The sequence below is a fragment of the Terriglobus albidus genome (genome assembly GCF_025685425.1).
Classification (GTDB): domain Bacteria; phylum Acidobacteriota; class Terriglobia; order Terriglobales; family Acidobacteriaceae; genus Terriglobus; species Terriglobus albidus.
This window is the reverse complement of sequence record NZ_JAGTAS010000024.1, coordinates 128,443-141,473: the sequence shown is the minus strand read 5'-3', so window position 1 is coordinate 141,473 and position 13,031 is coordinate 128,443. Positions and strand designations below refer to the sequence as shown.

The following is a 13,031-nucleotide window of genomic DNA, read 5'->3' as shown; positions in this document are numbered from 1 at the left end:
CGCAGCGCGATGGGTGGGATGTTCGAGCGAAGCTCGAATCGGTGGGAGCCGTGGGCTTTCAGCCCACGGTGTATCGGCTCAATATGAAATGGGCTTTTAGCCCTGGGTTTTCTTCTATTGGATAGAAAGAGCCCAGAGCTAAAGCCCGTCTACTTTTACGCCTTTATCAGCGGGCTGAAGCCCGCTGCTCCCACCAGTTTCAGTCATCCTGTGTCAGATCAACTGAATTTATCGATACGCCTAATCATCGCGTTCCAGCAACAAATCAGCAGGGCCGGCATCTGCCGGCCCTTTCAGTTTGGTTCTTCTCTCCACGATTACGGCAGGAAGTAGCGAACTCCGGTGTAGACAAAGTGGTTTGTCGCACGCGGAGCTCCGCCGACACCGGCCCAGCCATCGCGGGTCAGGTAGCTGTAGACCGTCGAGAACTGAAAACGTCCCGCCGGACCGTCATACAAGCGATAGACATAGCCGACCGACCGCGCCGTCAACATACGCGTCGCACCAACGCAGTTCGCAGGCGTGCCGGGAACGAACCCGGTATTCCCTGTGGGAGCAGCCTCGACCGCGCAGCCGGTATTCATCATGGACGGCGGAGCATAACCAACCAGAGTTCCATTGCCGTCGCGGTAGTAGAGCCGCTGCGTATACTCCAGGCCGTCGTAGGTAAACAGATCCAGCTTCTTGGTCGCTTTGAACTCTGCGCGGAAGAAGGCCTGAGCCCCACGCAGCGGCGCCAACGTTCCATCCGGATGTACGGTGACATCCGGCAGAGTAGCTGCACCGTAGCGGCCTACACCGCGGCCGGCGAGCACCTTCGCACCGATCTCAAACCGCTGTCCCACGGGAACACGGCCGCTGACAAAGAACGATCCGCCTGCCTTGGTGTCGTTCTGCGGCGTCGCCGATCCCGTTGGATAGTAGCGGTCCCGGAAGAGACGGCCCATTACGCCAAGCTCGTAATGGCCCCGCCAAACGCCTCGCTTGGCCGGATCGTAGGCGACCTTCGCCAGCACATCCGGAGCAGGGTTTTCGGTGTAGTTGAAGCCCGGATTAAAGGCTCCAAGCGCATTACCCGGCGCCCCGAGGAAGAAGTTGCTGGGCGCGTTGGTTGCACTGAACAAGGCCTGCGATTGCTCCAGCGAGAACGCCGCCTGCACTGACTCTCCAAGCTTCTTTGTCACCCGCACTGATCCCTGCCGCCCCCAGGTGTAACCGACGTGCTGGGTAGCATCGAGCACGGTAGGCAGGCTCTCCGTGCGTGGCTCGGCGCCACGCCGGTTCTCTGTCGCCAAGGTCCACATCTGGCCTGCGGTAAAGGTCCAGCCGGAGTTGAAGGCAGCTTGTCCCCAGAGCTGGCGTTGCCGCAGTACATAGCTGTTGGACTGGTTGTTATTGGAAGTCGCTCCGGCGCCAATGAAGTCGGTTTCAAAGTAGCCCGTGAGTTTTCCGAAGCCGGTCTTCCCTTCGGCAAGAAGACTGAAGCGCGACTGACGTCCGCTGCCATACCACTCACTCACATGCGCCAGACCCGAGCCGGCATACGGCAACTGGCTGAAGATAGTATTCACCTCATTGGCCATCGACTTCGAGCGATAGATCGTGTCCAGGCTGAGGAAGCCTCCAGGAGTCAAAGAAACGCCCTTGAAACGGAAGCTCGATGGGCCATCAGCCGCTGCCGGAGGCTTGACGGCGGCAACAATCGCTTCAGCCGGCTTAACCGGGACAGGTGTTGGCGTGGCTGCACTGGATGATTCAGCCACTGTAACGGGAGCTGCTATAGGAGTAACAACCGGCACGGATGCCGTTGAAACGGATGCCGTTGAAGCCGCGCCTGCAGCCAACGCAGGAGCTGCGGCAGAAGCCGGTTGTGCAGCACGGCTTATGGCCAACTGCGCCTTCAGCAGATCGATCTGCGCCTGCAGTTCCTTCCGCATAGCGGCCATCTCTGCCCGCAGCGCCTTCGTCTCCTCACTTTCGCTCCGTACCTCCTGAGCCTCTGAGTCTGCTGCACCGCCGCCGATCAGCAATGCAAGTCCTACCAGCCAAATACGCCAAAACTGCATTAAACATCCTTCCCGGTCATAAAAATTGATCGATCACTTCATGGTCGCATTCCCGACGTTTCCATTTCCACAATGCTGATGTACGGTGGTTTGCATGGCACATCGTTTGACCGCAGCCATCCTCCTCGGCTGCACTGCTTCCCTGTTTGGCCAATCCTCTGCCAATACAACTCCGCCGAAGCTTGCGTTGATCCCTGTTCCTCGCGAGGTAGCAGCAGGTGAGACCTTTCCCCTTACCCAGGGCATCGAGGTAACGTGTGCCTCTCCATGCGATCCCGAAGATGCCTTCGCATTAGACGACTTCAAGACGTTTCTGGCGTCCCGGTCCATCTCCACGCCGTCCGCCGGAGCTCCAATCCACGTCTTCGTCACTCGCTATGGCAGCGCCAATGCGAAGTCGATCTACGTTGACGCATTGCCGAAGGGTGCACCCCAGGAGCCCGGCGACGAAATCAAGCCAGAGGGATATGCGATTATCCCCGACAAGCAAGGCATCGCTCTAACAGGCTTTACCGCAAGCGGGGTCTTCTATGCCCTGCAGACCGCCAAACAGCTTATCGAGGGCAATGGAACACAGGCTGTGCTGCATACGGCCACAATTCGCGACTGGCCAGCGTTGAAGTATCGCGGCCTGCACGACGATCTTTCACGAGGCCCCTTCCCCACCCTGGAGTTCATGAAGAAGCAGCTTCGGGTGCTGGCAGCCTACAAGGTCAACATCTACTCGCCGTACTTCGAGCACACCATGCAGTACACCGGTCATCCGCTGATGCAGCCCCCCGGAGGTCATCTGACACAGGCTGAAGCACGTGAGCTGGCCACCTACGCAGCCAAACTGCACATCACCATCATTCCCGAACAGGAGGCCTTCGGACATCTCCACTACCTGCTCAACTGGGAGCAGTACACACCGCTGGCAGAGACACCACATGGCCACGTACTGGCGCCCGGTGCTACTGGTTCCACCAAGCTGATCCGCGATATGTTCACGGAGCTCTCGAACATCTTTCCCGGACCGTTCCTGCATATTGGCGCAGATGAAACAGTGGATCTTGGTAAAGGCGCCACGAAACCCGACGTCGATGCGCGCGGGCTTGGCCCGGTATACCTCGACTTCATGCAGCGAATCGTCGCAGATCTGAAGCCGCTGAACCGTCGTCTGCTCTTCTGGGGTGATATCGCCTACAAAGAGCCGGCGCTCCTCAAAGCCATGCCCGCGCAGTTCAAGCGGGATACGCTTGCGGTGGCATGGGAGTATAACCCGCATGCCAGTTTCGACAGCTACATAACGCCCTTCACGAATGCAGGCTTCGAGACCTGGGTGGCGCCGGGAGTGAATAACTGGTCACGCGTCTACCCCAACAACAACTACGCACTCTCCAATATTCAGAACTTCACCGCCGACGGAGAGCGCCTGGGAGCCACCGGGCAGCTCAACACCATCTGGCGCGACGATGGCGAGGCCCTCGCCAACAACGACTGGTATGGCATCCTGTTCGGCGCAGAGGCTGCATGGCATCAGGGACAGGCTTCGATTCCGGCCTTCCAGTCCAGCTATGGACGTAGCTTCCACGGTGATATGACCGGCTCCATCGACCAGGCACAGAAGGAGCTGATGCTTTGCCATCAGGTGCTGAAGGACTCTGATTACAAGGCGGACGGCGGAGACCTTCTCTTCTGGATCGATCCCTGGTCCTCAGACGGACAGAAGCAGGGGGCGCAGCTTCGTCCGGTGCTGCGCGAGATTCGTTTGCATGCCGAGGCAGCGCTGACGCTGATTGCCAAAGCCCGCGTGACAAACCCCAATCTGCGTGAGACCGACGCACTGGATGCATTGGAGCTCGGCGCACGCCGCTTCGACCTGATCGGCCTGAAGTTCCAACTCGCGGACGAGATGGCGACCGGCTATCAGCACGCCTACAGTCTGCAGGGCTCAAAGAACCGCGACGACCGTCTTGAGGTCAGCCGCGAGCTCAATGTGATCAATGCCGTGAACGGCAAGCTGCAGGACCTGCGCAACAACTATTCGCTGCTGCGTGATCTGTATGAAGCCGCATGGCTCAAGTCGAACCGCCCCTACTTCCTGCGCAATAACCTGGAGCGCTACGACTTCACCATTCAGCTCTGGCTCTCGCGCATCGATAAGATTCGTACAGCGCAACGTCAATGGACAAACGACCACACACTGCCACCCGCCAGCGACCTGGGGATTCCCGCACCGCCGGCCACCGCACGATAAAGCATTTCTCCTGTCGGGCGTAGCGCAGGGCGTATGCATCTATGGGCGTTTTCCCCAATGAAAACGCCGCACGCTCTTCACGGGACACCCAGCAACAGGAGAAATGCTTTAACCAGCTTCCAGAACAGGTAACATAACCGAGTAGTGTCTACGATTCTTACAGCCGCACGGGCCCTTACATCGCAGGGCATTGTCGAAAACCCCATCCTCACCCTTGAGGACGGCCGCATTGCACACATCTCCACTCGCGAGAGCAGTGAAACGCGGGCCGGCGCAAAGCACTTCCCCAACGCCACCATCACTCCCGCGCTCTTCGATGTCCACCTGCACGGAGCGGCGAATCACGATGTGATGGAGGGGAACCCGACGGCTTTATCTGCGGTTGCAAGCTTTCTGGCAACACGCGGCGTGGGCCAGTTTCTGCCCACCACGGTGACAGCGCCCATCGATGCCACGTTGCAGGCTCTGGATGGCCTTGCCGATATCATCGAAGCTCCGGCACAGCCGGGCCAGGCTCGCCCAGTTGGAATCCATCTGGAAGGCCCTTTCGTCTCCCACAGCAAGCGCGGCGTTCATGCTGCAAATTTGATTCAGGCGCCAAGTGTGAATCTCTTTGATCGCTTCTATGAAGCATCACGTGGTCACATTCGCCTGTTGACTATCGCGCCCGAAGAACCAGGAGCAATGGATGTGATTCGCCGTGCGGTAGAGAAAGGCGTTCGTGTCTCGATTGGACACTCCAATGCCACTCTCGCGGAAACAGACGCGGCCATCGCTGCCGGCGCAGTTTCTGCCACACACACCTTCAACGCGATGCGAGCGCTCGACCACCGCGAACCCGGCGTCCTAGGTGCGGTCCTCGACCGCGATGTTCTGTTTGCCGAACTGATTTGTGACGGCGTCCATGTCGCGCCGGAGCTGGTACGTCTCTGGCTCAAAGCTAAAGGACCGCATCGCGGCATCCTGGTCACCGACGGCATCTCAGCCACCGGCATGCCGGAAGGCACCTACGTGCTGGGCGACTTCGAGGTGACGGTCGCCAATGGACGCGCCACCGCACGCGGCGTTCTGGCAGGAAGTGTTCTCACGCTCGACAAGGCGATTGAGAATGTTCGTGCCTTCACAGGGACATCTCTGGCAACAGCAGTAGGACTGGCAAGCACGAATCCGGCAACGATGCTTGGTTTGGATGCTCCGGTGATTGCGGAAGGACAGCCTGCAAACCTCAATTTGTTTACGGAAGAAGGCAAGCTGTTGGCCACCTGCCTGGCCGGTACATTTCTCGCGTAGAAAACCTGAGAACCCTTTGGCTCGGTGGGAGCGGCGGACTTCAGCCCGCTGGTTGGCAAGCATAAATGTCGGACTTTAGCCCTGGGCCTTTTCTGCATATCGAAACAAAAGCCCGATATTTTGAGTCCGGTAAACCGTGGGCTAAAAGCCCACGGCTTCCACCCATGTTCGAGCTTCGCTCGAACATCCACCAGTTTGTGGCTCATTTGCGAGGATGAGCTGCTCTCCAAAGAGCTCCGACCACGGCATCTATTTCTCCCTCGACAAATCGTGCGCCGGGGATCTGTCTAAGCACCGCGGCGTTGAAGCTCTCTCTGACGCGATCGATCTTCCCGAGAACACTGCCCGTATACGCCACACCGCACTCAGAAGCAGCAAAGCCTGCCGCCTGCATCTTGCGATAGACCGTCACGACCTGCGCCGCCAGTTCCTCACCCGCACGCCGCAAGACGTCAATCGCCACGGCATCTCCACGATCTGCACAGGCCACCACAACTTGCGACAATGCGGCAAACGAAGTGCCCGGCCGATGAGCCACTGCGATCAGATCCCCAATACTTTCGACATTCCAGACCCGCATTGCCTCCGTAAGCACTAGCGGCGCTTCTCCCCGATCACGCGCCTTGGTGGCGGACCGCAGGGCCTCATGCCCAATCCAGTAGCCCGAACCTTCATCTCCGAGCATTGGTCCCCAGCCGCCGGCGCCAAACAAGGTGTCTCCGAAACGTCCACCGACATTGGATCCTGTGCCTGCAATTACCAAGATTCCGTCGCCACCAGGAAATGCTGCGTCTAGAGCAATCACCTGATCGCCAACAATCTCAATCGTCCCGCCCACGCGGCGGCTAAGTACGAGATCCACAAACTCCCGAACCGCGGGCACACTCGCCCCACTAAGGCCGACACTGCTCCGCTCGACGTATCGCAGATCAACGCCCGCTTTGGAACCAAGCTCCTCTATCAATGCTCCAAAACGCACTTCGGCTCCGAGACGAGCTTCGGCATCGCCCTCTGCGATCCGCAGCGTCTTGATACTCTCACCTTCCGCACGGGCCAGCTCCCGGCCATCCTCACTGACAGCCACGCGAGTGCGGGAGCCTCCGGCATCCATTCCCAGATAAAACGCCATAGCCAGTGATCATACCGTGCCCGTACACTCACACGTAGATGACTCGCCTGCACCCGCTCGATCTGGCCATCGTGGCCGCCTATCTTGTTGGCATCACACTCTTCGGTCTGCGCTTCCGATCGCAGGACAAATCGCTGAGCTCCTACTTTCTGGGCGGCAAGACGATTCCGTGGTGGGCCATAGCCCTCTCCATCGTTTCGGCGGAGACCAGTACGCTGACCATCATCTCGGTCCCAGGCGTCGCCTTCACCTCGAACTTCGGTTTTCTGCAGCTCGTCCTGGGTTACATGATCGGGCGCCTGGTCATCTGCGTCCTCTTCCTTCCGCGCTACTTTCATGGCGAGTTGTTTACGGCGTATCAACTCATTCGCCGCCGTTTCGGACCAACGCTGCACACCGTGACCGCAGGTCTGTTCCTGATCACCAGAGCGGCTGCTGAAGGAGTTCGCGTCTTCGCCATCTCCATCGTGGTGGGACTGGCTATAGGAACCAACGACGTCCTGTCGATCGCCATCATCTCTGCGTTGACCCTGCTCTACACCTTCGAGGGCGGTATGACCGCGGTGATCTGGACCGACGTGGTGCAGATGACGCTCTACATCGCCGGCACTTTTGTTGCGCTGATTACGCTCGGCAGCCATGTGCCCGGCGGCTGGCCGCACATCCATGAAGCTGCCTCGGCGGTGGGCAAACTACACTGGCTCGACTTTAGCTTCTCTCTGGTGAAGACCTACACCTTCTGGGCCGGCATTTTGGGCGGCACCTTCCTCACCATGGCCTCCCATGGCACCGATCAGTTGATGGTGCAACGACTGCTAGCTGCCACGAATCTCAAGGAGTCGCGCCTGGCCCTGCTGGCATCGGGTGGCGTTGTCTTTTTGCAGTTCCTCCTGTTCCTCATCATCGGAGCCGGCCTTTGGGTCTTCTACGGACAGCCATCGAGCGGCACACCGGGCTTCAGCAGCGCGGACCGTATCTTCCCCGCCTTCATCGTGCGTGAGATGCCGACCGGCATCGCCGGTCTGCTGATCGCCGCCATTCTTGCGGCGGCCATGTCGAATCTGAGCGCGGCATTAAACTCGCTCTCATCGACTACAGTCGTCGATTTCTACATGCGGATCCGCCCCGAGGCCACGGAGAGCGAACGCACCAGCCTGTCGCGTATCGCGACTGGCGTCTGGGCGCTGATCCTCTTTGCGATCGCCGTCTACTCGGTCTTTGCGGGAGGCAAGGGCCATGTTGTCGAAACGGGCCTCTCCATCGCTTCGGTCGCGTACGGCTCACTGCTCGGGGTCTTCCTCTTAGGGACGCTCACAAAGTTTGCAACCCAGACAGGCGCGATTGCGGGTATGGTGGCGGGCTTCACCGTTAATCTGGTGCTCTGGCTGAGCAGCATCCACATCATCCCATCCATTCCAGGTTTGCCGCCGATTGCCTACACTTGGTACGTGCTGCTCGGCTCGGCAGTTACGGTTGCCGTCGGAGCGGGCATCAGCCTCGTCCAATCCAAAGATCCTGCGTGAGGTCTTGTATGATCCGGCCTTTTTTGATCACAGCTCTGGCAGCCTCGACCGCGGTTCTCGCCGCAACCGCGGTGCTCTCCGCGCAGCAAACATCGACAGCCCGGCCAAAGTTCGATGGGTTCGAAGTCGCAACCGTCAAACCGATCGAGCACAATCCGGAAGGCGGCCGCTACTTCCGCATGGAGAGCAACAATCGCTTCGTCGTCCGCGATTACACCCTCAAACTGCTCATCGCTGCAGCCTATGATCTGAACCCGCGAACCATCTCCGGCGGGCCTGCCTGGCTCGATTCAGAGCACTACAACATCGATGCCCTGACACCGGGAGATACCAAACCAGTCCGCACCGAACAGATGGCCATGCTGCGGGGCCTGCTCACCGAGCGGTTCCATCTTGCCTTCCATCGTGAGCAGAAAGAGTTCTCCATCTATGAGCTCACCGTGGCGCCTCACGGACCAAAGCTGAAGCCGAGCACGATGAAGCCGGATGATCCGCCGGCGCTGATTGCCACCGTGTACCCCCCTTCGAAGATCGTGCTGCCGGCACGCAACGCAACCGTCGGTGAACTGGCCGCCATGATGCAGCGCGCGATGCTTGACCGTCCCGTGGTGGATAAGACAGGGTTGACCGGGCGCTATGACTTCGACCTGGAGTGGGCTCCGGACGAGACGCAGTTCGGAGGCGAGGTGCCTCGGGCATCCAACGACGCGCCCAGCCCGCCGCTCTTCGTCGCATTGCAGGAACAGCTCGGTCTGAAGATAACCGCAACTCACGGCCCGGTCTCTACCCTCGTGGTCGACAAAGCCGACAAACCAACAGACAACTAACGGTAATCCCCAATCACTGGAAGCTATCCCCAAAATGACCGCTATGCGCAAAGTCTTCGCCGCCGCTTTTCTGTTTGCTGTCAGCACTCTGTCGCACGCACAGGACTTCTCTTCCCAACCGCAGGGCTTCTCTTCTATCGATACGCTCATGGCCGATGCTCTGAAGGCCGGGCAACTTCCCGGCGGTGTTGTTGTGATTGGGCACGATGAGAAGGTGGTCTTTCACAAGGCTTACGGGGACCGCAAGGCAGCCGGCGAGATCGGTCCCGATGGTTCGACCGCAGCCGAGCCGATGACCGAAGAGACCATCTTCGACATGGCCTCGCTAACCAAGTGCATTGCAACCGCAACGGCGATGATGCAGCTCTATGAGCAGGGCAAGTTCCAGTTCGACGATCCGGTCGCCAAGTACCTGCCGGCCTTCGCCGCGTACGGCAAAGAAAAGATCACCATCCGTCAGGTCCTGACGCACTACTCCGGTCTGGCTCCTGATGTCTCTCTGAAAGATCCGTGGGGGCTGGCCGCTCCGGACAAGGCTGAAGGCATCAAGCGTGCGATGGAGTCCACGCCGATTAATCCGCCGGGAGCGAAGTTCGTCTATTCCGACATCAACTTCATCACCGCCGGAGCCCTGGTCGAAAAGCTCTCGGGGGAACCACTCGACGTCTATGCGCTGAAACATATCTTCGAACCATTGAAGATGACGCACACCCGCTACCTTCCGTTCGACAAGGTATGCGGACATGCGAAGAAGGTCGGCGCGGCTCTGGTCTATGAGGACAGCAAAGCGATGTACAAATGCGCCGAGGGCACATGGCCCGGCACGCTGATTCCCAACATCGCTCCGACGGCACATGACGATGAACTCAATGCTCAGGTAAATCCGCACTTTGACCAGCTCATTCGAGGATCGGTTCACGACCCGACAACACGACGCATGGGTTCAGTCGCCGGCCATGCCGGCGTCTTCTCCACCGCGCAGGATGTCGCCATCTATGCGCAGGCTCTGCTCGATAGGCTTGCGGGACGCCCATCGGCCTTCCCCCTCAAGACCGAGACGCTGAAGCTGATGGCGCAGCCCGAACAGCCGAGCGGAGCAAAGTATCTGCGTGGCTATGGCTGGGATATCGACTCGCCCTATTCCAGGCCGCGCGGCGATCTCTTCCCGATCGGCAGCTTCGGACACACCGGCTTCACCGGCACCAGCCTGTGGATGGATCCGCGCAGCAATACGTACGTCATTCTGCTGGCCAATGCCATTCACCCCAAGGGCCGCCCGCCGATCACTCCCTTACGCGGCAAGATCGCGACCGCAACCGCGCAGGCACTCAATCTCTACACTCCCGGATCAAAGACCGCGACCGGAGGAGAGATTCTTCCAGGCATCGACGCTCTCGAAGCGCAGAACTTTGCCCAGCTCAAGCCACTACTCGCGCACCATGACAACCACCTGAACATCGGCCTGCTGACCAATAACACCGGTCTTGATCGCAGCGGTAAGCGCACCATCGATATCCTCGCACACGCCAGCCTTCCTGGGCTGAAGCTCACGACGCTCTTCTCACCGGAGCATGGCATTCTGGGCGCCGAGGATCGCGAGGGGATCGAGTCCAGCAAGGACAAAGCTTCTGGTCTTCCCGTCATCTCGCTCTATGCATCGGTCGCCGCCCGTCATCCGAAGCACGAGGACCTCGCCAACCTCGATGCCGTCTTTGTCGACCTGCAGGATGCGGGCTTCCGCTACTACACCTATGAAGCACAGGTCGGTTACTTCCTCGAGGCTGCCGCCCAGGAAGAGCAGCAGTACCATCACCGCCTCGACATCGTGATTCTCGATCGTCCGGCGATGCCGGCGGGAACCACCGTCGGTGGACCGCTCTCCGATGCAGGCCACGACGCCTACACCAACTATATGGCTGGTCTGCCTTCGCAGAACGGCATGACCCTCGGTGAGGTAGCCCGCTACTTCAACCAGAACAAGCTCGGACCAAACGGTAACCCTCTGGATGCGCCGCTCACTGTCATTCGCACCCAGAACTACATCCGCGGGCTGTGGTTCGATCAGACAGGGCTGCCGTGGCAGAATCCGAGCCCGAACCTGCGTACCATGGCCTCGGTGACCATCTATGCGGCCTTGGGCCTGGTAGAGACCTCCAATGCCTCCATCGGCCGTGGCACCGACTTTCCCTTTGAACAGTTCGGAGCTCCGTGGATCAAAGCAGATGAGCTTGTGGCCTACCTGAACAGCCGCAAGATCACGCAGGTGCGCTTCGAAGCCACCACACTGAAGGTCGCCGAAGATGAGCACAAATATCCCTTCCATGGACAGTCAGTCCCGGGCGTGCGCATTGTGGTGACGGATCGTACACGGCTCGACGGGCCCGCTCTGGGCCTGGAGATCCTGGCGGCGCTGCATCACCTATATCCGCAGCAGCTTGATCTGGATCGAGCGAATCGGTTGCTGGTAAACCAGGCCACAATCGACGCGATCAAGGCGGACAAAGATCCGCACGATATCGTGGCAATGTGGGAGCCGGGATTAACTGAGTTCCGCGAGAAGCGGTCGAAGGCCCTGATCTACGGCTATCTTCCCTGAGACCACGTCTTCCAATGCTCGGCCAATGAGCAGAAGCACAGGCGCGTGACCCGGCTCGAGCGTATGCATGGTGCCGACACGTCCCATCACCACAGACTGTTCCGGCTGACCTGCCCGAGAAACCGCAACGACAGGCGTTGTCGCATCCATACCGTTGGCCAGTAACTCGGCGCCGGTAGCGGCGAAGTCCCGTCCGGGCATGTAGACGGCCAATGTTGCTTCGTCCGGCAGCATTCCCTGCCAGAGCGGCGGAGCCTGCTTGCCTTCGGCATGAGAGCCTGTCGCCAGGATGAGCCGTGAGGCGGACCGGCGGTCAGTCAATGGCGTCTGTAACGTGGCTGCAGCGGCGAAGACAGCTGAGACGCCAGGGACAACAACAGCGGGAATGCCCGCTTCGCGCAGCGCATCCAGTTCCTCAGCAGCACGGCCAAAAACCATGGGATCACCCGACTTCAAGCGAACGACCGAAAGTCCCTTGCGGGCTTCCTCGACCAACATGGCATTGATTGCCTGCTGCGTAATACGGGCGCGGCCGCAGCGCTTGCCAACGGACTCAACCGCAGCTCCAGAGTGAATCAGCGCAAGCACCGCGCCTGGCACAAGATCATCGTGCAGCACCAGGTCTGCGGTCTCAAGAAGGCGCACGGCGCGCACCGTCAGAAGCTCAGGATCGCCGGGCCCTGCACCTACGAGATAGACAACGCCTTTGCGTGCCGTCGTCATTTCCGCGTCACCTCAGCGGCATGTTCGCGGGCCATCGTACGCGACGGGCAGTCATCTTTGCGACAGGTTTCACGCTGGGCGAGCTGGTGCAAAATCCACTTCCGCTCGTCATTGGCGACCGGTTCCATCTCGATCACCTCGCGGCGCAACTTACCTACTTCGGCCAGCCACTCTCCTGTATCGGGCGGAAGCTGCGCATCGATCTCCTTGCGCAAGCGCTGTGCCAGCGCGGGAGATTCACCCGCGGTCGAGATCGCGATCTGCAGATCGCCACGCTCGACGATGGAGCCATAGTAGAAGTCGCAGTACGGCGGATCGTCGACAGCATTGACAAGAATGTTCGCGGCGCGTGCTTCATCGACAACAGCGCGATTCACGGCGGCGATGTTGGTTCCTGCAACCACAAGGAAGAAGCCGGCCGTATCTCCGGCCCGCACCTCGCGCTCGTGCCAGCTCACGCTTCCGGCCGCAGCCAGGGCGCGGACTGACTCGTTCGCCTCCGGCGCGATTACCGTGACGTCGGCGCCGGCCCGCAGCAGCCCCTCCGCCTTTCCATCGGCAATCCGGCCGGCGCCTACGACGAGGCATCTACGGCCGTCGAGCTTCAGGAACATGGGGAAGAGACTGCTCATGGCCCG

General features: G+C 59.8%; 9 protein-coding genes. 5 read left to right on the top strand and 4 right to left on the bottom strand.

What is annotated here, in order from left to right; translation table 11 throughout:
- Positions 1–317 precede the first annotated feature (317 nt).
- Positions 318–2,066: a hypothetical protein gene (locus tag OHL21_RS03810; RefSeq protein ID WP_263415914.1), complete on the bottom strand. Its 1,749-nt coding sequence runs from the start codon at positions 2,064–2,066 to the stop codon at positions 318–320.
- 94 nt (positions 2,067–2,160) lie between these two features.
- Here OHL21_RS03810 and OHL21_RS03805 point away from each other — a divergent pair, with 94 nt between their 5' ends.
- Entirely contained in the window at positions 2,161–4,305 is a 2,145-nt protein-coding gene (locus tag OHL21_RS03805) for a beta-N-acetylhexosaminidase (RefSeq protein WP_263415913.1), read from the top strand.
- Between the two features lie 144 nt (positions 4,306–4,449).
- Positions 4,450–5,595: an N-acetylglucosamine-6-phosphate deacetylase gene (gene nagA / locus OHL21_RS03800; protein ID WP_263415912.1), complete on the top strand. Its 1,146-nt coding sequence runs from the start codon at positions 4,450–4,452 to the stop codon at positions 5,593–5,595.
- A 202-nt stretch (positions 5,596–5,797) separates the two neighbouring features.
- On the opposite strand, the gene OHL21_RS03795 is transcribed toward nagA, so the two are convergent.
- A complete protein-coding gene (locus tag OHL21_RS03795; protein WP_263415911.1) occupies positions 5,798–6,724 on the bottom strand; it encodes a BadF/BadG/BcrA/BcrD ATPase family protein in 927 nt (308 codons plus the stop codon).
- A 38-nt stretch (positions 6,725–6,762) separates the two neighbouring features.
- Between OHL21_RS03795 and OHL21_RS03790 the strand changes: the two genes are divergently transcribed.
- From OHL21_RS03790 to OHL21_RS03780, 3 genes are read left to right on the top strand one after another with little or no spacing between them, the layout of a single operon-like run.
- Positions 6,763–8,247, top strand: coding sequence for a sodium:solute symporter (locus OHL21_RS03790; protein WP_263415910.1), 1,485 nt, complete (start codon positions 6,763–6,765; stop codon positions 8,245–8,247).
- 8 nt (positions 8,248–8,255) lie between these two features.
- On the top strand, positions 8,256–9,074 hold the full coding sequence (locus OHL21_RS03785; protein ID WP_263415909.1) for a TIGR03435 family protein: 819 nt from the start codon (positions 8,256–8,258) through the stop codon (positions 9,072–9,074).
- A 34-nt stretch (positions 9,075–9,108) separates the two neighbouring features.
- A complete protein-coding gene (locus OHL21_RS03780; protein WP_263415908.1) occupies positions 9,109–11,670 on the top strand; it encodes a serine hydrolase in 2,562 nt (853 codons plus the stop codon).
- On the opposite strand, the gene cobA is transcribed toward OHL21_RS03780, so the two are convergent.
- Positions 11,614–12,393, bottom strand: coding sequence for a uroporphyrinogen-III C-methyltransferase (gene cobA, locus OHL21_RS03775; protein WP_263415907.1), 780 nt, complete (start codon positions 12,391–12,393; stop codon positions 11,614–11,616). The two genes, OHL21_RS03780 and cobA, sit on opposite strands and share 57 nt — an antisense overlap.
- Positions 12,390–13,025 (bottom strand): precorrin-2 dehydrogenase/sirohydrochlorin ferrochelatase family protein, encoded by a 636-nt coding sequence (locus tag OHL21_RS03770; protein WP_263415906.1) that lies wholly within the window; start codon positions 13,023–13,025, stop codon positions 12,390–12,392. Before OHL21_RS03770 ends, cobA begins: the two co-directional genes overlap by 4 nt.
- Positions 13,026–13,031: the final 6 nt, after the last annotated feature.